The following is a 21,594-nucleotide window of genomic DNA, read 5'->3' as shown; positions in this document are numbered from 1 at the left end:
CAAACACGTTTTGTGCGATGCAGCTATGCAGGAACGCCGAGCATCCCTCTCACCTCCAAAATTTGCGCTCGAAATTCGTGCTGATCGCGGGGTGCTGATGGAGGATATCCGGCAGACGGGTCTGGTGACCGTTGCCTGACTGGCTGGTCAACGACTGATCCAAGCCGGTGTTCAACGGTGGTTCTCCTAAGCAATAGATGAGAAAAGCGGGAAGACCACTTCGTACGGCCGCGCCAACCGCGGTCGTCACGAATGTTGGTCCTGCTCCGGTCCTCGTTCCGCTAAACGGCTTCGCCGTCCTCCACTAACGTTGCGGCCCTTTAGCGACGTCTCCCATCCTCCCGGTTGATCTTCTGCGGGTTCGCGGACCTGCGGTCCTGCGCTGTCGGACTTCGTGACGGCCGCGATTGGCGCGGCCTCGAATGGAGGTCCGGAAAATGGCCAGGAAGAGCAACAAAACCCGCGTCGATATCTACGCGAAGATCACCGACCGCATCGTCGCGGATCTGGAAAAGGGCGTGCGTCCGTGGGTGAAGCCATGGAGCGCGGCGAACACTACAGGGCGTATTACGCGCCCGCTGCGCCACAATGGATTGCCATATCAGGGGATCAATACCCTGCTTCTCTGGTCGGAGGCGGTTTCGAGGGGTTTTGTTTCCCCGACCTGGATGACGTTCAAGCAGAGCGTCGAGCTGGGCGGTCATGTCCGCAAAGCCGAGACCGGCTCCATGGTTGTCTACGCCAGCCGCATCACACGCACCGAAACCGATGCCCATGGCGAAGAGGTCGAGCGCGGGATTCCGTTCCTCAAGGCCTATACGGTGTTTTGCGCCGACCAGATCGAAGGCCTGCCCGCGCAGTATTACGGCAATCCCGCGCCGGTGTCAGATCCGGTGGAACGGATCGAACATGCGGATGCCTTTTTCGCAAATACCGGAGCCGTCATCCGCCACGGTGGCGACAAGGCGTATTTCAATCCGGCTCTCGATATTGTGCAAATGCCGCCGTTCGAGAGTTTCCGCGACGGGCCCAGCTACTATGCGACCCTCGGTCATGAAATGACCCATTGGGTCGGCTCGGAAAAGCGGCTTGATCGCAACCTCTCGCGTTACCACAAGGATCGCGAGTTCCGAGCCCACGAGGAGCTGGTTGCCGACCTTGGGGGTTGTTTTCTAGCAGCTGACCTCGGCATCGTGCCAGAGTTCGAGCCACGGCCGGATCATGCCAGCTACCTGGCAAGCTGGCTCGAAATTCTCAGGAACGAGAAGCGGTTCATCTTTGCCGCGGCGGCCCATGCCCAGCGTGCGGTCAACTATCTGCATGATCTCCAGCCGAATGCGACGCACAGCGCGGAGGCTGCATGATGCTGCATTTCTCCGATCCATGTCGGGGGTGGCGCAGAGCCATCCTATCTTGCAGCCGGCTGAGGATCCGCCATTGGCACCCGGTCAGTTCGGGCAGTACCCCAGCGGGCCGAGCCAGATCAGCCGGCCCCTGCCGACGTCCCGCTCGGGTATATTCCGTGACCGTGTTCGCGGCCATCCATCCTTAAGCGGCAGATGCCGGACCCTCGGAGTTTCGCCAGTCGGCCGGTCGTCAACCGACCGAAGTGATGGGGGCGGGTGCGTCCCTTTCCGGCTGTGATTGTCCGTCGTTTTGCCATGATGCGTGACGGGGAGGTTTGATGGTGCCTCACCGTGGCTGCGGTTGCGGTGATCATGCCGCTAGCGTTCGCTTGGTCGTCTGGCCGGCGGTTTCAGGGAAGGGCGCACCACCTGCGTCCTCGATGTGGCTGGTCTGACCGAAGGCCGTCTTCGCTACGCTGCGCCTCGTTCTCAAGCCCGCAACAGCCGGTCGCGACTTTCTTCCCCTGCTGGCTTCGCCATCATTCCGCGCGGAACAAGAAAGCCGCGCCCTGGCTGCCCTTCACTGTCGTTCCGGCCCTCTAAGGACCACCCCATTGCGCACGCGCAACAGGGACCCCGGTGGGTGCGGGCCGATCGCCTCCGGTCTGTCGACCGCTATCGAGGTCGCGGTGGTCGCGGCCCGAGAAACTCACGGAGACGACATCATGGCTACCATCGGCACTTTCACCTCAAACGGCAACGCCGGCTTTTCCGGCGCCATCAAGACCCTCAACCTCAACGTCAAGGCCAAGCTGATCCGCGTCGAGAACCCCTCCGACAAGGGCCCTCACTTCCGCGTCTACTCGGGTAGCGTCGAACTGGGAGCCGCCTGGCAGAAGGTCTCCAACGAGGGCCGCGACTACCTCTCGGTCAAGCTGGACGATCCGAGCTTCCCCGCGCCGATCTACGCCACCTTGATCGAGGTGGAAGGCGAGGAAGGCCTGCAACTGATCTGGTCTCGCCCCAACCGGGACTGATCGCCTCGACGAGGGCTCCGCCGCAACGGCGGGGCCTTCGGCCGTCCCCAAGCGAACGCCGGCAGGCGGAAGGAGCACCCAGCGCCGCCTTTCGGGGGTGCTGCTCCTCGCCGTCTCGCCGAGACGGCAACCGGACGCGGGCTATCGGATTCTCGATGTTCCTCTCTGTTGCCTGCCCGAGCCTACGGTTTCCCGCCGCAAGGGCCGCACGGCCTCACCAAAATGGTGACGCATTTCGGCTCCTCCTTGCGCCGGTCGCTGCGCGAGCCTTGCCCCGGTCCTCGTGCGCCGCATCGCACTTGTCGTCAACGACAAGGAGCTATGCTCATCACCTTAGAAGAGCTGCTGGCCGAGCTGCGCGAATGCGTGTTGGAGACTGAAGAGCACAACGCGGTGGAAGGCCAACTTGCAGGATCTCGTCGAAGCGACGGCTAGGGGCTTGAGCCCCCTGCGCACCCCGGTTCTTTCCATGGTCGTAGTGCGCCGAGCCGGAGAAGCTCAGAGGGGCCGGCGCGCGTAATGATCGTCGCCTTCGTCGAACCGAGTCGGAATCGTGGTCGCCGGAGAGCGGCCGTCTTTGCCGGATCGGTCGGGCCGCCTGTGCTGTGTTCGCCGACATCCTGACCCATGATCGAATTTCGTGCCGGCGACTTCTGGCTTGCTGTATGCTGGCGCCGAATGTCTAGCGCTCGACCACCTCCATGCGATGAATAGATTGGGATGTCGGCGACACCGATCTTTCGACCGCCGGCGGTCTCGTCAGCGGTTTCCTGGGGATATTTTTGGCGGCGAGTCATCTCCTCCCAAGCGGCGCCCTCACTTTCACCAATGTCCGCTTAATGACGCTGTTCTGCCCTTGCCGGTTCCACCTCGATGGTAACATGCGAGAGCCCATCAATTTTGGCCAGACGCGCCTTGTAGTGCGACGGTTGTCTCGGCTCCACGGACGCCAGCGCAATGATCGCTGCGTGATGGCCAGGCCCGACCTGCCAGACATGCAGATCGGTGATGCGGTCACCGCTACGCTCGACGACCTCGCGGATTTCCCCATGGAGATCCTCATAATCGGGTATGCGGTCCAGTAGTACGCCCCCGGAATCACGGATCAGGCCCCAATGACCAGCGGGCGATGACCAGCGCTCCGACCAATGATCGGGTCGGCCCATAGCCAGCCATAGGCGCGGCCGAGCAGTAATGCGACGATCGCCAGGATCGATGTCAGCGCATCAGCCAGCACGTGAAGATAGGCGGCGCGCAGGTTGTTGTCGCGCGCTTGTCCGTGCCCGCCCCGAGCATCGCCATGTGCATACGCGTGGTGGTGATCGTGCCCACGGTGATGGTGTGCGTGATCGTCCTTTAGCAACCAGGCACAGATCACATTGACGATCAACCCGACCGCGGCGACGGCGATCGCCTGCCCGAAGCTGATCGGAATGGGATTGGACAAGCGTCGGAAGCTTTCCCAGCCGATAAGCAGCGCGATCAAGGCGAGCACCACGGCGCTGGCGAAGCCGGCGAGGTCGCCGAGCTTTCCGGTACCGAAGGTGAAGCGTAGGTCACGCGCGTGGCGACGTGCATAGAGATAGGCAAGAGCCGCGATCAGCATGGCTGCCGCATGGGTCGACATGTGCCAGCCGTCGGCGACCAGCGCCATCGAGCCATAGATCGTACTGGCTGTGATCTCGATCACCATCATGCTGGCTGTCAGCGCGATGACCAGCCACACCTTGCGCTCGTTGCGGCTGTGGTGCCCGCCGAGAAAGACGTGATCGTGCGTAAGGTCGGAGATGTCGCTGATGGCCATGGGCCGTTCCTTGCCGTGGATGTCAGGCCTATTTCATGTAGGTCCGGATAACCTCGACCAGTTCCTCTCCACCGTCACGGCGAGCGGCATCGGTCTCGGCAGCGAGCACGTGCTGGCGCAGATGGTCCTCCATCACCTCCGCCGTCAGGCCGTTCATGGCGCCGCGAACGGAGGCGAGCTGGCGCAGGACCTCGGCGCAGGCTGCTTCCGTATCCAGAGCTCTTTCGATGCCTTCCATCTGGCCCCTGATACGGCGCACGCGCGCTATCAGCTTCTCCTTCTGCCGAACTGTATGGGACATGGTTGGTGGCTACCTTCCCTTTCATATGGTATGGGGGACTATAGTATATAGCGGTCGAACGGTGAAGCGTGGACGCGAGTGACGAACGCATCGAATGGCGAGCCGACGATAGGTCCGTGACCGTCGGCATGACACGCATCGGCGCGGGACCGAAGCTTCTTCTTCTGCCTGCACTCAGCTCGATCTCGACCCGGGTCGAGATGCGGCCTCTACAGGAGCGACTCGCCGCGCGCTTTTCGACCATTGCGATCGACTGGCCCGGCTTCGGCGATCTGCCGCGGCCGAAGATCGACTGGCGGGCCGAGCTTTACCGGTCATTCCTGCGTTTTGTCCTGACGGATGTCGTCAAGCCGGTCGCCACGATCGCAGCCGGCCATGCCGCGGGCTATGCGCTGGCGCTGGCTGCCGACGAACCGGCTGCCACAGGCCGGCTGATCCTTCTCGCGCCGACATGGCGTGGACCACTGCCGACCATGACGGGTAGGCGCATGCAGCTGTTCCGGGCGATGGCCAGGATTGTCGACCTACCGCTCGTCGGTCCGGCCTTCTACCATCTCAACGTCAACGGCCCGGTGATCGGAATGATGGCGCGCGGGCACGTCTATGACGAGCCAGCCTGGCTGACGTCCGAACGCATGGCGCAGAAGCGCCTGGTAACCGAGGCGCCGGGTGCCCGCCATGCTTCCTTCCGCTTCGTTGCCGGTGAACTCGATCTGTTCGCTGACCGACAAACCTTTCTCGACGCGGCAAGGCGTGCCGGAGTCGAGATCCATCTGCTCTACGGCAGCCGGACACCACGAAAGTCAAAGGCTGAGATGATCGCCCTTGCCGCATTGCCCAACGTGACGGCGCAGGAACTGCCGCGCGGCAGGCTCTCTTTTTTCGAGGAGTTTCCGGACGAGAGCGCCGCAGCGATCATGGAATTTCTCGATGCTCGTACTTGAAGGTGCACCGCTCCACCAAACAAACCGGGTGATCATGACCTTCCACGACGCACGTTCATCGCAGGCTTGACCCGATGCCGCGACAGCGCAAGCTTGCTTCATGCATCGTTCAAGATTTCACAGCATGCTCGCCTTGCCCTGGCTGCTGGCCCGCGATGGTGGCCGTGGCCGTCCTGATACCAAGTGAAGCCCGGGAAGCGAGTGAACCGTCCCGATGACCGACACGAATTCATACGCGTGTGCAATCCGGAACGGGGCCGACGGGATCACGTGCACCATCTGGTTCGGCGGTGGCTGTGGGGCGTGACTGCACGCGCCGAGCCAAGGCACCAGAAGAAACTCATAGACGAGATCCTGCTCGCGGTCGATCGGCAGAACATAGCCCTCCAGGCGCACCACTACTCCCGCAAGATCACTGGACAGGGTTCCCCTTCGAGACGGAGGCCGCACCGGGGAATACAGCGTTGTCTTGTCCTTGACCCTGCGGCCGCAGGTGCGACCAATCGATGTGACCCAAATAACAGCAGTCGTTTGCAAGACTCTTTGATCGAATCAGGGCCTCATAGCTTCGGATCGCGCTACCAGGCATCGATCATAAGAATCCGGCGTGGGGCAAGGAGCAACGTCCGGTCGGGACGGCTCAATTCGAATTGCCGCCGGCGCCGATGACATCTTCTCTCGTCACCTCGGCGACCTCTTTGTGGACGCGGATTATTTCGATCTTTTCGCCGGGCCGCATGATGCCGATCACGGTCTCGATGTCGGGACAATCCTCATCCCGACAGGCGAGTTCGGTGACCGATACGACGACAGCATCGTCCAGGTTACAAAGTTCGCACACCCATGCCTTGATCTGCCGTGTCTTCTCCGGCAGCGCACGGCGCGGCGCAAACGGGTTTGCGAGACGATTCATTCTTTCTTGCGATTCCGTGTCCGCAAGATTCCGCCGCCGGCTTGGAGGCGGCGGAATCCGACATGATACTTTGAGACGTTATGCGTTCAGCGGTGTCACCGGATCGAGGTTGGCCCTGCATTTCAGGAAGCCGTCCTTGATGATGTCCTTCGGCAGATTGCGACCGATGAAGACGAGGCGGCTCACGCGCTTTTCGCCGGCCTTCCACGGACGCTGATGATCGCCTTCGAGCAGCATGTGAACGGCCTGGACAACGAAGCGGTCGTCATCATCGTTGAAGGAGAGAATGCCCTTCATGCGCAGAATGTCCATGCCAAGGCGCTGTGTGATCATCTGCACCCAGGGCAAGAATTTCCGAGCATCCAGCGGCTGCTCGGTCACGAGCGAGAAGCTGGTGACGTGCTCGTCATGCTCGTGGTCGTGTTCCTCATCCAGGAAATCAGGCTCGATCTCGAGAATACGGTCGAGATCGAAAGCACCGCGATTGAGCACCTGGTCGAGCGGCACGTCGCAGCGCGTGGAATGCGTGATCGCGGCGGTCGGATTGATCTTGCGGATGCGGGCCTCGACCGCGGTCAGTTCTTCCGCCGTTACCAGGTCGGTCTTGTTGAGAACGACGATGTCGGCGAAAGCGAGTTGCTCCTGCGCCTCGTGCGCCTGGTCGATCTCGCCCAGCAGGTGCTTGGCATCGACCACGGTGACGATAGCATCGAGCTTGGTTTTCTGGCGAACATCGTCGTCGACGAAGAAGGTCTGGGCGACGGGCGCGGGATCTGCCAGACCGGTCGTCTCGACAAGGATGGCATCGAACCGATCCTTGCGCCGCATCAAACCTTCGATGATGCGGATGAGGTCTCCGCGCACGGTGCAGCAGATGCAGCCATTGTTCATCTCGAACACTTCTTCGTCGGCGTCGACGACTAGGTCGTTATCGATGCCGACCTCACCGAACTCGTTGACGATAACGGCGTACTTCTTGCCGTGTTGTTCGGAAAGGATGCGGTTGAGCAACGTCGTCTTGCCGGCGCCGAGATAGCCGGTGAGCACGGTGACAGGTGTTGGTGCAGCATTTTGAGCGGGCATGGTTGTTGTCTCCTGTTTTGTTGTGGTCAGCCGGTCAGGGCGCGTGCCAATTGGCTCGCGCCCGACCTGAAGGTTTCTGCGACTTCGCGCCGAGCTTCCCCAAGGCCCGTCCCGCCTTGCCAGGTTTCCCGTTCAGCGCTGCCTCGAACAGCTGTCGCACGGGCTCCGGATCGATGCCGTCGGTGATGAAGACGAGGCGGGTCCGGCGGTCCTCACTCGGCCAGGCGTTCAGGATGGTGGGCGGAAAGACGGCGTGCTGGACGACGTGGATGATGCGCGGCCGGTCCGGCTCGTCTTGGTCTTGGACGAGGCCCTTGACCCTGAGCAGGCGAGGACCCGCCGACGTGGCGAGGAGGCTGAGGAACTTGCCGAAAGCTTCACGAGCGATCGGGTCGGTGCGTGTGAGAGCGAATGTGCGGATCCGCGCGCCATGGCGCGCGAAGGATGAAGCGGTTGGTTCCCGGTTCGGTTCCGAGCCGTGGCCGCTGTCACCTCGAACAGCTTCCTCGAGCGCGAGCCACCCGACGACATCGTCGCCGAGTGAGCTGGGCGCATAGACGCGCCTTTGGAAGAGCATGGCCGGGTCGAATCCCTCCTGATGACCGTCGTCGATGAGTGCCGCCGGGTTCAGTCCTGCAAGCCGCACCTTGAGACTGTCTATGTCCCGCACCGAAGCCGGATCGCGCGCCAGATCCGTCTTCGCCAGCACGATCCGGTCGGCGAAGGCTATCTGCTTGGTCGCCTCGAAATGGTTCTCAATCGACAGTTCACCAGTCACGATGTCGACCAGCGTGACGACACCGGTCAGCTCAAAGTTCCGGGCAACGAGATTATCGCGCAGCCCTAAAGCCTGCGCGCCGCCCGGAATGAGCTGGTTCACGAGGGGCGCAGGATCGGCAAGCCCGGTCGTCTCGACGATGACTCGGCCGAATGCAATCTCGCCGGCGCTCGCCAGAACATGGAGTTCATGAAGCGTCGAACGGATATCGCTGCCGACCGTGCAGCAGAGGCATCCTGTCGTCGTGCGGGCGATCTTCGTCTCGCCGACCCGCACGAGGTCGTGGTCGAGCGCCACATCGCCGAATTCGTTGATGATGACGGCTGTGTCGCCAAAGGCCGGATCGGCGAGCACCCGGTTCAGAAGCGTCGACTTGCCGGCACCGAGGAAGCCGGTCAGGACAAAGACCGGCGTCTTATCCATGCGCGCAGCTCTCGCACAGGCCCGACAGTTCGACCGTGGTTGCTCTGGTGCTGAACCCCTCCCTTCTGCCGAGCTGGCGCAACACGCGATCGAGTTTGGCGTCGTGGAATTCGCTGGTTCGCCCACAGTTCGTGCAGATCGCAAACGTCGCGTGGCCATGACCGCCGCACTCCAAACGGGTGCAAAGTGCGAAGGCGCTCAGGCTCTCGATCTTGTGGACTGAACCATCGTCGATGAGTTGCTCGAGAGCCCGGTAGACTTGGAGTGGGGAGCGCAGTCCCTCCTCACGCAGAACCGCGAGCAGCTCGTAGGCCCCCATCGGCCTTTGCGCCTGCGCCAAGGCATCGAGCACGAGCTGGCGATTGCGCCCATGTCTTCGGTTGCTAAGCCCAGTCTGGGCGGAAGCGCGAGCTGTCATCGTGTTATAGTATAACATTTTTCATTGACGAACGTGATAACATAACATAGTCGGTCGTCAAGAGCGGGGACCTGATTGGCTTTCCGCGGAGACGGAATGATGTCTGCTTGCGTGACCTTTGAAGACCTGACGTTGGTCTATAACAGCCACGCGGCGGTGCATCATCTCAGTGGCGTGGTTCGCAGGGGATCGCTGACGGACATCATTTCCATCCTTGCCGACACGCGAGGCCTCCTCGCCACGCGCGTCCGCCACGCTTCCCGCCGTATCGCCTGAATAGAAGGAGACGATCGAATGTCCAGAATGTTGAAGTTCGCCGCTGCCGCGAGCGCGGCAACGTTGTTCCCGGCAGCACTTGCCACCGCTTCGGCCGAGAACCTCAAGGTTGTCGCGAGCTTCTCGATTATTGCCGACTTCGCCAAGAATGTCGGCGGCGATCGGGTCGATATCACCACGCTGGTCGGCCCCAACGGCGACGCCCATGTCTACGAGCCGAAACCCGCGGATGCGGCTGCCGTCGGCTCGGCCGATGTTGTGCTGGTGAACGGCCTACAGTTCGAAGGCTTCCTGCAGCGCCTCGTCGAGGCGAGCGGCACCAAGGCGCCGGTTGTGGAACTGACCAAAGGTGGCGAGGTGCTGAAGAACTCCGAGGAAGAGCATCACCACGATGAAGCCGCCGAGGGCGAGCCTAAGCACGCGGCTGCGGAGGCAGACCATGACGACGAAGCAGAGGAAGGCCACCAGCACACGCATGACGGTCATCATCACCACGGTGAGTTTGACCCGCACGCCTGGCAGTCGGTCCACAATGCCGAGGTCTATGTGAAGAACATCGCCGATGCGTTCTGTGCCGCCGATGCTGCCGGTTGCGATACGTATAAGGCCAATGCCGAGGCATATGGGGAAAAGCTCGAAGCGCTGGACGGCGAGATCAAGGCGGCCGTCGCGGAGGTCCCCTCGGACAAGCGCACCATCATCACCTCGCACGACGCCTTCGGCTACTTTCAGCATGAATACGGGCTGAAGTTCCTTGCCCTGAGGGCGTCTCGACGGAAGCCGAGGCTTCGGCCTTGGATGTCGCCGCGCTCATCAAACAAGTCAAGGAGGACAAGGCCTCGGCGATCTTCGTCGAGAACATCACCAATCCGCGTCTGATCGAGCAGATCGCCAGCGAGACCGGCATCAAGGTCGGCGGCACGCTCTATTCCGACGCACTTTCGGACGAAAGCGGCCCCGCATCGACCTACATCGACATGATGACGCACAACGTCAACGCGATCAAAGGCGCTGTGCTGCGAAGCTGATTGCCTCCAATGGGCGAAAAAGGCGGAGCAATCCGCCTTTTCTTCAGCCTGTTGCGGTTTTGTAATAACATTAAGGAGACGACCATGAGTACGAACCTTGTGTCCAAGACAGGACTCGCGCTTGTCCTGTCGCTCTCGGCAGGTGCAGCCCTTGCCGACGAGGTTACCGCTTGGCGCCTTTTTGTCTCGGACCGCGAGCAGCCGAAGGTGACAGTCGTCGATGCGGTCAAGGGCGAGGCGCTCGAGACGTTCGAGATCAAGAGCCCGGCATCGCTCTATCGCAGCGTGAACGGCCGCAGCGTCTTCGCCGTACAAGGCGATGCCGGCACGGTTACGGCAATCGCCAGCGGGATCTCGTTCGATGACCATGGCGATCATGGCGACATCGATGTCGAGGCGCCGAAGCTGACCGGCGCCGAGATCGTGGGACAGAAGCCGTCGCATTTCGTCGAGCATGATGGCGAGTTCGCTGCTTTTTTCGACGGGGAAGGTGTCGCCCGCATCATCTCTGAGAAAGCGGCGCTGGAAGGCAAGTCCGACTTTCGGGAGGTGAAGACAGCCGCGCCGCAGCACGGCGTCGCAGTCGCCTATGGCTCCCATGTGGTTCTGTCGGAACCGAACAAGGAAAAACCGGACGAACTCCCGATCGGCATCAGGACCGTCGATGAGGCCGGCACCCAGGTCGGCGACATCGCCGAATGCCCCGACCTCCATGGCGAAGCATCATCGGGCAACATTCTTGCCTTTGCCTGTGCATCGGGACTGTTGGTTCTCACCGACGGCGACGACGCACCCGAAATCCGCCATCTGGCCTATGACGCCTCGCTCCCGGATGGCAAGTCGACGACGCTGATCGGCGGCAGGGGCCTGCAATACTTCCTCGGCAACTACGGCTCCGACAAGGTGGTGCTGATTGACCCGACAGCGGAAAGCAATGCATTCCGGCTAATCGAACTCCCGACCCGGCGCGTCCATTTCGCCGTCGATTCGATCCGGCCGAAGTTCGCCTATGTCTTCACCGAAGATGGCCAGCTTCATCAGCTCGATGTGGTGGCCGGCAAAATCGCCAACTCGCTCAAGCTCACCGACCCCTATTCGATGGAAGGGCACTGGAACGATCCGCGTCCGCGCATCGCAGTCGCCGGCGACAAGATCGTCGTGACGGATCCGCTGCAAGCCAAGCTGCATCTCGTCAACGCGGCTTCCTTCGCGAAAGCAGGCGAGATCGCCGTCGAAGGAAAACCCTACAACATCGTCGCGGTCGGCGGCTCCGGCCAGGTCCATGATTCCGAGAACAAGGAGGCTCACAGCCACGATCATGGGGATGACCGGGTCTACAAGGGTTATTTTGAGGACGATCAGGTCAAGGACCGCACCCTGTCCGATTGGGCCGGCGACTGGCAGTCAGTCTATTCCTACCTCCAGGACGGAACGCTTGATCCGGTCATGGCGCACAAGGCGGAAAGCGGCGAGCAGACCGCTGACGAGTACAAGGCCCACTACGAAATCGGCTACAAGACCGACGTCGAGCGCATCACGATCGATGGCGATGTCGTGACCTTCTTCCAGAATGGCACGCCGCTTAAGGCCCGCTATGCCAGCGACGGCTACGAGATCCTGAGCTACGAGAAGGGCAATCGAGGCGTACGCTTCATTTTCAAGAAGACCGATGGTGACGCCGACGCTCCCGAGTTCATCCAGTTCAGCGATCACAAAATCGCGCCGGAGAGAGCAGATCACTATCACCTCTACTGGGGCGATGACCGCGCTGCCCTGCTGGAAGAGCTGACGAACTGGCCGACCTACTACCCGTCCTCGCTGAGCGCGAAGCAGATCGTCGAAGAGATGATGGCGCACTGACCGCGGCGCTGCTCTTCGCATGCGCCCGGCCTCGATGGCCGGGCGCACCTCTCCTGCGTCATGTCATTGACGATGACGGCGACGCCGCGTCCTTCACGGTTGTTGAGGACGTGGTTCAAAAGGGTCGTCTTACCGGCGCCGAGGAAGCCGGAGAGGACAGCGACGGGCAGACGATTGGAGGATTTGGCTGTGTCAAGCATGGGAACCTCTGGGGGATATGAGCGAGGTGAACATCGACGCAGCACTCGTCCGCGACGGTGGCCCGAACCCTCTCCCGCACCGACGAAAAACTCATCGAAATGACCAATGGCTGCATCTGCTGCACGCTGCGCGACGATCTCCTCCAAGAGGTGCGTCGTCTCTCGCAGGACTGCCGCTTCGACTACTTGCCTCGACTTTCGTGAGAATGGCGCGACATGTCTTTCGGACGTCGCCCGCCTGGATACGATGGTCACGGTCGTGGACGCGGCCAATCTCCTGAAGAATTACTCTTCGCAGGATTTCCTGCGTGACCGCGGTGAAGTTTGGAGAGCGATGATCGAGCGCTGGTCGACCTGCTCGTGGAGCAGATCGAATTCGCCGATGTGAATCGTGCTCAACAAGGTCTCCGAAATTTCTTCACACAATCTGGACCTGTCGAGAAAGATCGTTCGCGCCCTCAATCCGGACGCGGACCCGGTCGAAACCGATTTCGGCAAAGTTCCCCTGTCCAAGGTTTTGAACACAGGACGCTTCGACTTCGGAAAGGCCGAGCAGCATCCGCTCTGGTTCCCGGAACTCGACGGTTTCAAGGACCATGTCCCTGAGACCGAGGAGTATGGCATCCGCACCTTCGCCTGTCGCGCCGCCGGCCTTTCGATCCGATGAAGCTGAAGGCCTTCATCAACAAATCCTGGCCAGGTGTTGTGCGCGCCAAAGGCTTCTTCTGGCTGGCGACGCGTCCGCACTATGTCGGCGAGATCAGCCAGGCCGGCGCGCTGATCCGCACCGGCAAGCGCGGCCTGTGGTGCCTCGGTTCCCAAGCATCAGTGGCCTGACCACCCGGAATGGAAGGCCGCGATGATCTCGATCCGGTCTGGGGCGATCGGCGCCAGGAGATCGTCTTCATCGGGTGAGATCCGATCAACGAGGCAAAGGTCGGCGCCGGGCTAGGTGCCTGCCTAGCGCCCGAGACGGACTTTATGCCCGGCCGCTGGCGGGAATGGCAAAACAAAGTGGTGCGATGCCGGTGGACCGCATCACTGAGTGCTTCGGCCGCAGAGCTCATTGAAACGGGGTTCGATCCAGATTGCGGCGCTAATGGTCCCAATATTCATGTCATTGGCTCCCAATTATCATGCCTGATACTTCCAATTGCCTAGAATGGGAACGGTATGTACGAGCGATTCGTGGAACGCCGGGTGGAAGACGCCCTTGTCGACACCCCGGTGGTCCTGATTGTCGGGCCGCGCCGGGCAGGTAAGACTACGCTTGTTCGGAAAATGGGGAACGCGGAACGAACCTATATCACGCTTGACGATCAGAACGGTGCTCGAGGCCCCCAGTCCGATCCAGCCGGCTTCATCCGCGGGCTTGACCGGGCGAAGGTCTTCAGTTCCCGAGCGACCCATGCAGGTATCAACCACAACGACGCGTCGAAGGTCGCCTTAGCGATCAAGGATGCCGGTTATTTCTCTATCAAATCACAAGGGGTGATTGCGAAGTGGTCGACTGGTGAAGTGCGATTTGCTTGGAATGATTCCAATCAGTTTGCAACGGTTGCCGGCACGCTTAAGCCCGAGTTGATCTCGCTTCAACTCGAGCAACTGCGCAGCATTACCGTGGTCGTCGATCCTGTTACACCGGTCGACTATCTGGTCGAAATTAACGGGAGCGCGTTCGGACAACTGACAAGGGAAAGTACCGCGTTGATATCGGCGACGTAGTTGTTCGCGTCACTCGTACCTCGCGCCAAGATTGCCTTTGGAAGCGAACTATGGCGGCGGTTGGCATGGCTTCGTACAGGTAGCGTATTCACACTGTTGCGTTGCGCCGAAAACCGGCTAAGAGGTTTCATCTACTATCGCTGCGAACGGAGTTACTGCATGCCGGAAGAGATTGAGAACAGCCGAAGCCAGTTGATCGACCTCACCGCGGACATTGTGTCTGCCTACGTCAGCAAAAACCCAGTGCCGGTTGCGTCTCTTCCAGAGTTGATCGAAAGCGTGAATTCGTCGCTGTCGAAAATCGGACAGCCGGCCGCGCCTGAGAACCCAGCCCAGCCGCCCGCAGTCAATCCGAAGCGGTCGGTGTTCCCGGACTACATCATCTGCCTCGAGGACGGGAAGAAATTCAAATCGCTGAAGCGCCATCTCGACGTGCACTACGGGCTGACGCCCGACGAGTACCGGGAGAAGTGGAACTTAAAGCCGGACTATCCGATGGTGGCGCCGAACTACGCGGCCCAACGTTCGGCGCTGGCGAAGTCGAGTGGGCTCGGCCGGAAGTCTGCGGCAACGCCGGCGAAAAGCACGGGTAAGAAGCGTTCTCCGCGATGAACGCGGAGCCTTGCCCGTTCTGCACAAGCTCCGGCCGTGCGTGACGGGCGAGGCGCGCGTTGTGATGAGATGCGACGGCTGCGGCGCATCCGGCCCGGTCTGCATCGACGAATTGAAAGCAGTTAGAAGCTGGAATCGCCGTCCCGCGACACCTGATCAGGATTGGGACTGAGGGTCGGTTATCGAGCCTCATCTTCGCCAAGGTCACAGAATACCCGACCGCCGGGCTTCAATAGGAGTATTTTGTGATGATCCGGATTCTTGTCGCGGCCGGCGCCCTTACGCTGGCCGGCCCTCTTGCTGGCCCGGCAAACGCGCAAGAGACGTTCCACGGCTACGATTGCACGGATGACTGCTCGGGCCACGAGGCGGGCTATGACTGGGCCGCAAGGAACGACATCACCGACGAGCGGGATTGCGACGGAGATAGCCGATCCTTCAACGAAGGCTGCCAAGCGTACGTTGAAGAGCAATCGGATGACGCCGGTCGAAACAGCCAATCCGACGACGAAAACAATAGCGAGGACAGCGACGAATAGGAAACCCGGCCAGCGTCGCGGATGGTTGGCCCACTGCTCATAGCGCCAGACTACTCGCATCTCCCAGCGGATTTCCATGAGGGCCTGCATCGGATCGTGTGCGTCTGCTCGGAGCTGGGCTACTCCCGGCTCCGCCTTATGGATGCGTGCGGATCATTTCGGCACAAGGATATATTTGTCCTCAGCCGGTGCCGTGTCTCGCCCCCGAGCCCCCACCGGTTAGGCCCGGCGTTTGCTGGCCTACCCCGCCAGCCTGCCGGGCCGCTCCCACTTCAATTATTCATCGCGCCAGATCACGCGCTTCTCCCAACGGATCTGCACCAGACGCCGGAAGCGGATCGTGTGCGCCTGCTCTCCGGTGGGGTGGAATAGCTGCGCGCTCATCCACTCTCGGCTCTTGCACTGCTGGCAGCGGACCTTGTTTCTCACCTCGTCGATCGTGACGTTGCCGATCACCTCCCGCAACTCGAGCGGCTTGTAGAAGCGCGCAGTGGATGCCCGCCACCTGCCCCGCGTCGTGGGCATGCGTTAGGGTCCAGGCGGCGCCCCGCGGCCACTTCTCGGGTTGTTCCGGCATATGCTGAAATGAGGAACATATTCCTGTGTGGTCAAGAGGCGCTTGACTCTTTTGTTCTCATTTTGTTCACTATCGCAAAAATGGAGACAGCGCCCATGAAACCGATGCGTGCCACCGAAGCTGAGCAACCGGAAACATTCGCCACAGTGAAGCGCGAAATGCCCGACATTTGTCGCGCCGTCGCGAAGATGGTCAAGCCGCTGCGCGGCCTATCCAATGTCAGTCAGAAACAGGCCATCACGGAGCTGACGGCGACTTGGATTATGGCGATCTATCCGAACGATCTGGACCTGGCGATTTCACTTTCCGATGCGATGCGCGACCAGACGGACATTCATATTCAGGAAGCGTGGAGGGTGCGCGGCCGGCAAAAGCAGCACTGATGGTCACACGCAGCCGCGGTATTCCGGCGCCTACGATTATCGACCGCGAGATGCCGCACCAGGTCGCGCTGCCCGATGACATCTGCACGGATCGCAACTACACGCTCATCCGGCGTTTTCTCGAGGAGCGCCGCCTGTCGTGCCGGACAAGAGCGGTGATCGCGGTTTGGGAGGATGGAACGCAAGAGCAATGGCGGCTGCACTGCTTTGCCGACCGAGCGGCCGCGGCGGCCTTCCTTGACCACTTCGGCGCCATCATGTTCGATCCCAAGCGAGACAGGGAGCATGGGCGCGCTCGCGGCGTCTGGCGTCGCCAGGGCGCCTATGAGCGAATTCTGGAGCTTGGGCCACTCAGCGTGCCGGAAGCCCTGCGGAACTGAGGTCGATGGATGTGCGGACGCTACACTAGGTACCTGCCGTGGTCGGAAATCCACCGCCTCTACCGGCTGACAGCGCCCGCCGATGTCGGGCGGAACGACGCGCCCCGCTACAACATCGCACCGACTGACGAAGTGCCGTTCATCACGGTGGCCGACGACGGCAACCAAAACGTTCGCACCGGACGATGGTGGCTGGTTCCCTTTTGGGCGAAGGAGATGCCGAAGGCGACAATGTTCAACGCCAAGATCGAGACGGCCGACACGACGCCGGCATTCCGAGATGCTTTCAAATCCAAACGCTGCCTTGTTCCGGCTGACGGCTACTACGAGTGGACCAAGAGCCCGGCCGACGGCGGCAAAGACCCTTGGCACATTTTCCAGCCCGGCCACGCGCCTTTCTCGTTTGCCGGCCTATGGGCCTATAATTCGAAGCTCGACGTCACCAGTTGCACCATCATCACCCAGCCGTCGGCGGCGCCGGTCAATCAGATCCACGACCGCCAGCCGCTCATGCTTGATCCGGCCTATTACGATGCCTGGCTTGACCCGAAGACGCCGGCTGGCGACCTGAAAGACATTCTCAGCCATGACATCGAGGGACAATTGCAGTTCTACCGCGTCGGCCGGGAGGTGAATGCAGCCGCCATCAACAAGCAGCCCAACGATCACGCCGGGCTGATCGAGCCGATCAAGCTGCTATGAGCGACGAACCGACCCGCCCAGGAGAGCTTGTGCAGCCGCGTGATCACGGACCTCTCGGGCACGTTTGCGAACACGCCGGGTGCTGCAAGGATGCCGGTTGGGGTTTCGCCCGACCAAGGCAGCCGTCGCACTGGTTCTGCTTCGAGCACCGTGGCGAGGGAGAGAAGTTCCTATGATCAGCCGGCCTAGACGCGACATTACCTACCCGGACCGCGAGCTCGACTGCCAGGAAGCAATGGAGCCCGGCTTCCAGGCGATCGTCGACTGCATGCTTGAAGTCGGGTGGGCGCGCGGCGAGGTCATGCGTGCCCTGCGGCGTCTGATCGCCGCCGACAACATGACGCAAAAGGAAAACGCCAGGGTCGAGGCCGAACTGGCAATCGCGCGGGCGATGATCCGAGCAAGGAAATGAAGAATCCTGCCTTTGTGTAGCGGTTCGAGATTGGCTTGCGCTGCAGCAACTTGTTGTCAGCATACAGGCCGACTGAACGACCTTGACTGACTACACGCGCTAGATCACTCTTGCACCGTGCCTTGAGAGAACCGGCGCCGGGCACTCTGGGTGTAACGCCGCGTGATAACCGACGACGGGGGAGCCCTTACGTCGTAGACAACGAGCAGCACGGCTGCCCAACACAACTCCTTGAACATCAACTGGCTCGCGGACTCGCTCATGCACGTCTGTGGCCCCATGACTATTTAGGAGAAGACTATGCCTAAATTTGTTGAGTATCAGGACGGTGATGTGGAAGTGACTTCCCGCAAGCCGCTGAGAGGCACGCTGGAGTTGGTCACTGACGATGACGACACCGTCGATATGTTCCTCGACCGTGAAAATGCCGAGTGGCTGATGAGCGCGCTCGCTGAATTCCTCATGCAGGGCGAAGGAGACGAGATGCCAAAGATTTCAATCGGTAGGCGGTGATCCGGCTTGCCCTGCCGAGCTAATGGCGGCATCCTCCTAGCCATGGGGGATGCCGCTGCGAAAAAGCCGAAAGTTATCCACGGCAAGGACATGACGGCCTACGGCGTCTTCTGCCTTGCTCAGACCTACAGGATGAGCGCCGACGCTCTGGGGCAGATCGGGCCGCAGATGTCGGACCATCCGCGGAGGCTCCTCTACTTCCAGGCATTGGAAAACTACCTGCGAAGTTTCCAGCTACTCGGCGGCACGACGCCGGAGGATGTGCGGGACTACAACCACAACTTTGCTGCCAGGCTAACAGCCTGCAAGGCCTTAGGGCTGCAATTGCCGAAAGAGGTCCAAGATTTCATTCAATCGCCAAAACGGTCGAAGGAATATGTGAGAATCCGATACGACTATAGGCTCGATAAACAAGGTGTACCCTGGCAGGCGGAGCGAACTATGGAGCGACTTCGAGCGGTAGTGGCTGAGGTCGAAAAGGCCGTCGACGTGACCGTTCAGGCGTCGAACCCAGAATTCATTATGCTTGCCGATATCAAACTAACCAAGATTTCTGCTTCTGGGCCTTAGGCCAAAAAACCGAGCCTGTGAGGTCTTCAACGGATACTCAGCTTCGCTCCCAAAAGTCCTTCAGCGAGGCGTGGCGAAGCTTCTCTTCGCCCTTCAGGAACTTTACCCGGCCGACCAGGCCTGGCTTCAGCCACTCGGCCTTCTCCTTCGCCAGCCCTTTCGGCGGCAGAGCGCCGGCCTTGCCATGCACCCGGTCCCATAGGGCCTGCCGCTTGTCGGCTCTGAACGTGACGAACGCGCCGCCCATATAGTGGCCGTTCTCGGCCATCAGCACCATCGCCGGCTTTCCGGTCCCGCGCTTCACGCCGATGATGTCCATTTCCTTTTCGACGTAGCATTTGATCTTGCGCCAGTTCATCGTCGAGCCGCTGCGGTAGACGCTGTCCTGCCGTTTCGAAACGATGCCTTCCAGGCCCGCTTCGCACGCCAGATGATAGACCGCGTCGCCGGTTCCCGGCAGCGCCTCGCTGAACTGGATATGACTGCCGGCGGGGATGAGTACCTGCAGGATTTCGAGCCGGTCCTTCAGCATCATGTCGCGCAGATCGTGGCCGTTGAGATGCAGGAGATCAAATGCCACCAGGTAGAGATCCTGAGGGCGCCTGGTGATCGCCGAGCGCAGCGCATGGAAGTCGGACAAACCGGCTTCGTTGGTCACGATCGTCTCTCCTTCGACGATGAAGCTTTCCGCCTCGATCGACTTCGCCTCCTCGGCGAGCGGCCGATATTTGTCCGTCCAATCTACTCCGGTCTTCGTGTAGAGGCGGATGCCGTCAGCATCCTTGATGAGCTGGGTGCGATAGCCGTCGAACTTGACTTCGTGGCTCCATCCGTCGCCCTTGGGCGGCTGCTCGACGAGCTCCGGCTCCATCGGACGAATGAAGGACAGCCGGACGCCGCCGGCAGGCTTGCGCATCGGAACTCTCACGTCACTCGAATTTGAGTCAATATCGCACAGCCGGCAGTATTCCGTTAGCGATTGCTGAAAAAGCAAGTTGGAACGTTCGTGCCCTGTGGTGGTTTTCCCTCCCAGGGAGGAACAGCCGTGAGAGACGACAAGAGCAAACGGGATTTCCGCGTGACCGCGTTTCGGCAGATGAGGAGTACGAAGTGCGCTACTTCGCCAAGCAGCACCGCATCACGCCCGACCAGGTTCAGGAGTTGATCGGCGAGCACGGCAACGACCGTAAGACGTTGGAGCGCGAGGCCAGGAAGTTGCGCGGGTGACGAAGCTTTTTGACCTTGGGCCTCACGTCGCCGGGCGACGAAATGGTCGCGACCCTCCCAGCGAACAGGATCACTTCTACAGTTGCAGGAAATGCGGCCAGCCGGTCGACCGGCGTGATCTGCGGCAAGTCATTTGCATGAACAGCCGGACCATCAGCCGCTTGAACTGAACAGTTGATCGCGGATTGTTTTCAGAGGACGCGGAACCAATTTCGCGCGCCGAAGTTAGCAAGCGCTGTTACGGGGGACTCACGCGATGCTGCTTGCGTTGGACGATGCGATCTCGACGGCCGTTTTGGCCGGCAGAGGGGCAGACGCGGAAATCTTTGGAGTGATCGACCTCACCAGCAAAAATGAAGCCGGGATCGGCGCCATAACCTTAGGGCGCGCCATCCAGTTCGTGGCCAATGCGTCGGTGCTTGGATACGACGTTCGCGGTGCGATGGTTCTCTATGGGGAACCAGGAACGCCAAGCTTACGGGTGTGGGACTGCGAACATCTTTGGGCGCAATACGGTGGCGCTCTGCTCCAGCCATAGTGGACTTCGATCCTATTTGAGAGCATCTTCCCTGGCGGGGGAAAGGGCTTGGACAGGTCTCGTCACGACAATCGGTCTGATCAATGGCGCAAGCGCGCCGGCGCGAGGCGCTCGCGCGCCCTGCGGTGGGCGAGCGTGCCACGGCGTCTGATTTTCGTGACTGTCGCGGCGGCCGCTGCCTTGGCTGCACAGGCCGCCATGCAGCACAGCGACAGCTTGCCCGCAATCAATCTACAGAACTTGATAGGTCCCAAGCCGCAACCGATCACGGGCGTCGCATCCGTCATCGACGGCGACACGATAGAGGTTCACGGACAGCGCATCCGCTTCAACGGCATCGACGCGCCGGAGAGCCGCCAATACTGCGACGACGCCAAGGGGTTCGAGTATCCCTGCGGCCGGCGATCGGCCGAAGCGCTGGATGCCTTCCTGGCCGCGTCGAAGCCGGTGCAGTGCACCTTCGTGACATGGGATCGCTATCACCGCTTCGTCGGCAATTGCCAACGCGCCGACGGCGCCAATGTGGCCGCCTGGATGGTCGAGCACGGCCAGGCGCTTGATTGGCCCCGCTACAGCCATGGCGCCTACGCGGCACAACAGGCGGAAGCAGAAGCGGCGAAGGTCGGACTGTGGGTCGGCAACTTCCAGGCACCCTGGGACTGGCGCGCCTCGCATGCCGACGATGCAGCGCCGTCGAGCCAGCCGCTCGGCGTCGTCAGCCGCAAGGTGGTCGCGCAAAGCGGCAGCTATTCGTGCGAGCCGCGCCGCTACTGTTCTCAGATCAGCTCGTGCGACGAAGCACAGTGGTATCTGCACAACTGCTCGTGGGGCCGGAAGCTTGATCGAGACGGCGACGGCGTGGCGTGCGAGACGCTTTGCTGAAACAGAACGAGCGTCGCGGCCGCTCTTCGTTTGGCCTCAAGGAAGCCGATCGGACGCGGTTGTCTCCGTGCTGCCGCGACCAATCCCGCTCTCTCTCGTGATGGCTTTCCTGGTGCGGCTGCG

At 61.1% G+C, this 21,594-nt stretch carries 24 protein-coding genes and 5 pseudogenes; 19 read left to right on the top strand and 10 right to left on the bottom strand.

What is annotated here, in order from left to right:
• Nucleotides 1-437: 437 nt before the first annotated feature.
• Together EH240_RS18145 and EH240_RS18140 are read left to right on the top strand one after the other, a co-directional pair.
• Complete coding sequence (locus tag EH240_RS18145; protein WP_125000734.1) at nucleotides 438-1,364, top strand: ArdC family protein; 927 nt, start codon at nucleotides 438-440, stop codon at nucleotides 1,362-1,364.
• A gap of 707 nt (nucleotides 1,365-2,071) precedes the next feature.
• Nucleotides 2,072-2,383, top strand: coding sequence for a DUF736 domain-containing protein (locus tag EH240_RS18140; RefSeq protein ID WP_125000731.1), 312 nt, complete (start codon nucleotides 2,072-2,074; stop codon nucleotides 2,381-2,383).
• 836 nt (nucleotides 2,384-3,219) lie between these two features.
• Here EH240_RS18140 and dmeF read toward each other — a convergent pair.
• Together dmeF and EH240_RS18130 are read right to left on the bottom strand one after the other, a co-directional pair.
• A pseudogene (dmeF, locus tag EH240_RS18135) lies at nucleotides 3,220-4,187 on the bottom strand (CDF family Co(II)/Ni(II) efflux transporter DmeF).
• A 28-nt stretch (nucleotides 4,188-4,215) separates the two neighbouring features.
• Entirely contained in the window at nucleotides 4,216-4,488 is a 273-nt protein-coding gene (locus EH240_RS18130; RefSeq protein ID WP_125000728.1) for a metal/formaldehyde-sensitive transcriptional repressor, read from the bottom strand.
• A gap of 116 nt (nucleotides 4,489-4,604) precedes the next feature.
• Between EH240_RS18130 and EH240_RS18125 the strand changes: the two genes are divergently transcribed.
• A complete protein-coding gene (locus EH240_RS18125; RefSeq protein ID WP_125000725.1) occupies nucleotides 4,605-5,432 on the top strand; it encodes an alpha/beta fold hydrolase in 828 nt (275 codons plus the stop codon).
• 117 nt (nucleotides 5,433-5,549) lie between these two features.
• On the opposite strand, the gene EH240_RS39080 is transcribed toward EH240_RS18125, so the two are convergent.
• From EH240_RS39080 to EH240_RS18100, 5 genes are all read right to left on the bottom strand, one after another.
• A complete protein-coding gene (locus EH240_RS39080; protein WP_342634093.1) occupies nucleotides 5,550-5,882 on the bottom strand; it encodes a DUF3299 domain-containing protein in 333 nt (110 codons plus the stop codon).
• Between the two features lie 190 nt (nucleotides 5,883-6,072).
• Nucleotides 6,073-6,345, bottom strand: coding sequence for a nitrate reductase (locus tag EH240_RS18115; protein ID WP_125000719.1), 273 nt, complete (start codon nucleotides 6,343-6,345; stop codon nucleotides 6,073-6,075).
• Nucleotides 6,346-6,423: 78 nt separating this feature from the next.
• Nucleotides 6,424-7,428 carry a CobW family GTP-binding protein gene (locus tag EH240_RS18110; RefSeq protein ID WP_125000716.1) on the bottom strand — a complete coding sequence of 335 codons (1,005 nt, stop codon included), beginning with the start codon at nucleotides 7,426-7,428 and terminating at the stop codon, nucleotides 6,424-6,426.
• A 34-nt stretch (nucleotides 7,429-7,462) separates the two neighbouring features.
• Nucleotides 7,463-8,629: a CobW family GTP-binding protein gene (locus EH240_RS18105; protein ID WP_125000712.1), complete on the bottom strand. Its 1,167-nt coding sequence runs from the start codon at nucleotides 8,627-8,629 to the stop codon at nucleotides 7,463-7,465.
• Complete coding sequence (locus EH240_RS18100) at nucleotides 8,622-9,047, bottom strand: Fur family transcriptional regulator (RefSeq protein ID WP_281035135.1); 426 nt, start codon at nucleotides 9,045-9,047, stop codon at nucleotides 8,622-8,624. The genes EH240_RS18105 and EH240_RS18100 overlap by 8 nt, the downstream gene beginning before the upstream one ends.
• Before the next feature lie 99 nt (nucleotides 9,048-9,146).
• On the opposite strand from EH240_RS18100, the gene EH240_RS38500 reads away from it, so the two are divergent.
• From EH240_RS38500 to aztD, 3 genes and pseudogenes are all read left to right on the top strand, one after another.
• Entirely contained in the window at nucleotides 9,147-9,323 is a 177-nt protein-coding gene (locus EH240_RS38500) for a hypothetical protein (protein ID WP_206075283.1), read from the top strand.
• 18 nt (nucleotides 9,324-9,341) lie between these two features.
• Nucleotides 9,342-10,351: pseudogene (gene aztC, locus EH240_RS18090) on the top strand (zinc ABC transporter substrate-binding protein AztC).
• 9 nt (nucleotides 10,352-10,360) lie between these two features.
• On the top strand, nucleotides 10,361-12,211 hold the full coding sequence (aztD, locus tag EH240_RS18085; RefSeq protein ID WP_425374811.1) for a zinc metallochaperone AztD: 1,851 nt from the start codon (nucleotides 10,361-10,363) through the stop codon (nucleotides 12,209-12,211).
• Between the two features lie 55 nt (nucleotides 12,212-12,266).
• On the opposite strand, the pseudogene EH240_RS18080 reads toward aztD, so the two are convergent.
• Nucleotides 12,267-12,411 (bottom strand): annotated as a pseudogene (locus EH240_RS18080) (GTP-binding protein); the annotation flags it as partial.
• Between the two features lie 8 nt (nucleotides 12,412-12,419).
• Between EH240_RS18080 and EH240_RS18075 the strand changes: the two are divergent.
• The 4 genes and pseudogenes from EH240_RS18075 to EH240_RS18060 form a co-directional block, all read left to right on the top strand.
• Nucleotides 12,420-13,572 (top strand): annotated as a pseudogene (locus EH240_RS18075) (GTP-binding protein); the annotation flags it as partial.
• Nucleotides 13,573-13,584: 12 nt separating this feature from the next.
• A pseudogene (locus EH240_RS18070) lies at nucleotides 13,585-13,794 on the top strand (AAA family ATPase); the annotation flags it as partial.
• 501 nt (nucleotides 13,795-14,295) lie between these two features.
• Nucleotides 14,296-14,748, top strand: coding sequence for a Ros/MucR family transcriptional regulator (locus EH240_RS18065; RefSeq protein WP_125000706.1), 453 nt, complete (start codon nucleotides 14,296-14,298; stop codon nucleotides 14,746-14,748).
• A 248-nt stretch (nucleotides 14,749-14,996) separates the two neighbouring features.
• Nucleotides 14,997-15,287, top strand: a complete 291-nt coding sequence (locus EH240_RS18060; RefSeq protein WP_125000703.1) for a hypothetical protein — start codon at nucleotides 14,997-14,999, stop codon at nucleotides 15,285-15,287.
• Between the two features lie 276 nt (nucleotides 15,288-15,563).
• On the opposite strand, the gene EH240_RS18055 is transcribed toward EH240_RS18060, so the two are convergent.
• Nucleotides 15,564-15,812: a hypothetical protein gene (locus EH240_RS18055; protein ID WP_125000700.1), complete on the bottom strand. Its 249-nt coding sequence runs from the start codon at nucleotides 15,810-15,812 to the stop codon at nucleotides 15,564-15,566.
• Between the two features lie 147 nt (nucleotides 15,813-15,959).
• Here EH240_RS18055 and EH240_RS18050 point away from each other — a divergent pair, with 147 nt between their 5' ends.
• The 6 genes from EH240_RS18050 to EH240_RS18020 all read left to right on the top strand — a co-directional run bounded on the left by EH240_RS18050 (nucleotide 15,960) and on the right by EH240_RS18020 (nucleotide 18,824).
• The gene (locus tag EH240_RS18050; RefSeq protein WP_125000697.1) at nucleotides 15,960-16,247 is read left to right on the top strand and encodes a hypothetical protein; all 288 of its coding nucleotides are present in this window, start codon (nucleotides 15,960-15,962) and stop codon (nucleotides 16,245-16,247) included.
• On the top strand, nucleotides 16,247-16,627 hold the full coding sequence (locus EH240_RS18045; protein ID WP_125000694.1) for a hypothetical protein: 381 nt from the start codon (nucleotides 16,247-16,249) through the stop codon (nucleotides 16,625-16,627). The genes EH240_RS18050 and EH240_RS18045 overlap by 1 nt, the downstream gene beginning before the upstream one ends.
• A 9-nt stretch (nucleotides 16,628-16,636) precedes the next feature.
• Nucleotides 16,637-17,329 (top strand): SOS response-associated peptidase, encoded by a 693-nt coding sequence (locus EH240_RS18040; protein WP_125000691.1) that lies wholly within the window; start codon nucleotides 16,637-16,639, stop codon nucleotides 17,327-17,329.
• A gap of 172 nt (nucleotides 17,330-17,501) precedes the next feature.
• Nucleotides 17,502-17,741, top strand: coding sequence for a hypothetical protein (locus EH240_RS18030; protein ID WP_125000685.1), 240 nt, complete (start codon nucleotides 17,502-17,504; stop codon nucleotides 17,739-17,741).
• A 300-nt stretch (nucleotides 17,742-18,041) separates the two neighbouring features.
• Complete coding sequence (locus tag EH240_RS18025; protein WP_125000682.1) at nucleotides 18,042-18,254, top strand: hypothetical protein; 213 nt, start codon at nucleotides 18,042-18,044, stop codon at nucleotides 18,252-18,254.
• A gap of 42 nt (nucleotides 18,255-18,296) precedes the next feature.
• A complete protein-coding gene (locus tag EH240_RS18020) occupies nucleotides 18,297-18,824 on the top strand; it encodes a hypothetical protein (protein WP_125000679.1) in 528 nt (175 codons plus the stop codon).
• Nucleotides 18,825-18,861: 37 nt separating this feature from the next.
• On the opposite strand, the gene EH240_RS18015 is transcribed toward EH240_RS18020, so the two are convergent.
• On the bottom strand, nucleotides 18,862-19,740 hold the full coding sequence (locus EH240_RS18015; RefSeq protein ID WP_125000676.1) for an ATP-dependent DNA ligase: 879 nt from the start codon (nucleotides 19,738-19,740) through the stop codon (nucleotides 18,862-18,864).
• 194 nt (nucleotides 19,741-19,934) lie between these two features.
• Between EH240_RS18015 and EH240_RS39880 the strand changes: the two genes are divergently transcribed.
• From EH240_RS39880 to EH240_RS17995, 3 genes are all read left to right on the top strand, one after another.
• Complete coding sequence (locus EH240_RS39880; RefSeq protein WP_342634092.1) at nucleotides 19,935-20,051, top strand: hypothetical protein; 117 nt, start codon at nucleotides 19,935-19,937, stop codon at nucleotides 20,049-20,051.
• Between the two features lie 256 nt (nucleotides 20,052-20,307).
• A complete protein-coding gene (locus EH240_RS18000; RefSeq protein ID WP_125000673.1) occupies nucleotides 20,308-20,589 on the top strand; it encodes a hypothetical protein in 282 nt (93 codons plus the stop codon).
• A 198-nt stretch (nucleotides 20,590-20,787) separates the two neighbouring features.
• Entirely contained in the window at nucleotides 20,788-21,471 is a 684-nt protein-coding gene (locus tag EH240_RS17995; RefSeq protein ID WP_245436166.1) for a thermonuclease family protein, read from the top strand.
• Nucleotides 21,472-21,594 lie beyond the last annotated feature (123 nt).

Source organism: Mesorhizobium tamadayense (genome assembly GCF_003863365.1).
GTDB classification, from domain to species: domain Bacteria; phylum Pseudomonadota; class Alphaproteobacteria; order Rhizobiales; family Rhizobiaceae; genus Mesorhizobium; species Mesorhizobium tamadayense.
This window is presented reverse-complemented; position numbering and strand designations above follow the sequence as displayed.

Coding starts and splice junctions, on each gene's coding strand:
- EH240_RS18145 (WP_125000734.1), top strand. CDS start 438: ATGGCCAGGAAGAGCAACAAAACCCGCGTCGATATCTACGCGAAGATC.
- EH240_RS18140 (WP_125000731.1), top strand. CDS start 2,072: ATGGCTACCATCGGCACTTTCACCTCAAACGGCAACGCCGGCTTTTCC.
- EH240_RS18130 (WP_125000728.1), bottom strand. CDS start 4,488: ATGTCCCATACAGTTCGGCAGAAGGAGAAGCTGATAGCGCGCGTGCGC.
- EH240_RS18115 (WP_125000719.1), bottom strand. CDS start 6,345: ATGAATCGTCTCGCAAACCCGTTTGCGCCGCGCCGTGCGCTGCCGGAG.
- EH240_RS18110 (WP_125000716.1), bottom strand. CDS start 7,428: ATGCCCGCTCAAAATGCTGCACCAACACCTGTCACCGTGCTCACCGGC.
- EH240_RS18105 (WP_125000712.1), bottom strand. CDS start 8,629: ATGGATAAGACGCCGGTCTTTGTCCTGACCGGCTTCCTCGGTGCCGGC.
- EH240_RS18100 (WP_281035135.1), bottom strand. CDS start 9,047: ATGACAGCTCGCGCTTCCGCCCAGACTGGGCTTAGCAACCGAAGACAT.
- EH240_RS38500 (WP_206075283.1), top strand. CDS start 9,147: ATGTCTGCTTGCGTGACCTTTGAAGACCTGACGTTGGTCTATAACAGC.
- aztD (WP_425374811.1), top strand. CDS start 10,361: ATGGGCGAAAAAGGCGGAGCAATCCGCCTTTTCTTCAGCCTGTTGCGG.
- EH240_RS18065 (WP_125000706.1), top strand. CDS start 14,296: ATGCCGGAAGAGATTGAGAACAGCCGAAGCCAGTTGATCGACCTCACC.
- EH240_RS18060 (WP_125000703.1), top strand. CDS start 14,997: ATGATCCGGATTCTTGTCGCGGCCGGCGCCCTTACGCTGGCCGGCCCT.
- EH240_RS18055 (WP_125000700.1), bottom strand. CDS start 15,812: ATGCCCACGACGCGGGGCAGGTGGCGGGCATCCACTGCGCGCTTCTAC.
- EH240_RS18050 (WP_125000697.1), top strand. CDS start 15,960: ATGAAACCGATGCGTGCCACCGAAGCTGAGCAACCGGAAACATTCGCC.
- EH240_RS18045 (WP_125000694.1), top strand. CDS start 16,247: ATGGTCACACGCAGCCGCGGTATTCCGGCGCCTACGATTATCGACCGC.
- EH240_RS18040 (WP_125000691.1), top strand. CDS start 16,637: ATGTGCGGACGCTACACTAGGTACCTGCCGTGGTCGGAAATCCACCGC.
- EH240_RS18030 (WP_125000685.1), top strand. CDS start 17,502: ATGATCAGCCGGCCTAGACGCGACATTACCTACCCGGACCGCGAGCTC.
- EH240_RS18025 (WP_125000682.1), top strand. CDS start 18,042: ATGCCTAAATTTGTTGAGTATCAGGACGGTGATGTGGAAGTGACTTCC.
- EH240_RS18020 (WP_125000679.1), top strand. CDS start 18,297: ATGGGGGATGCCGCTGCGAAAAAGCCGAAAGTTATCCACGGCAAGGAC.
- EH240_RS18015 (WP_125000676.1), bottom strand. CDS start 19,740: ATGCGCAAGCCTGCCGGCGGCGTCCGGCTGTCCTTCATTCGTCCGATG.
- EH240_RS18000 (WP_125000673.1), top strand. CDS start 20,308: ATGCTGCTTGCGTTGGACGATGCGATCTCGACGGCCGTTTTGGCCGGC.
- EH240_RS17995 (WP_245436166.1), top strand. CDS start 20,788: ATGCAGCACAGCGACAGCTTGCCCGCAATCAATCTACAGAACTTGATA.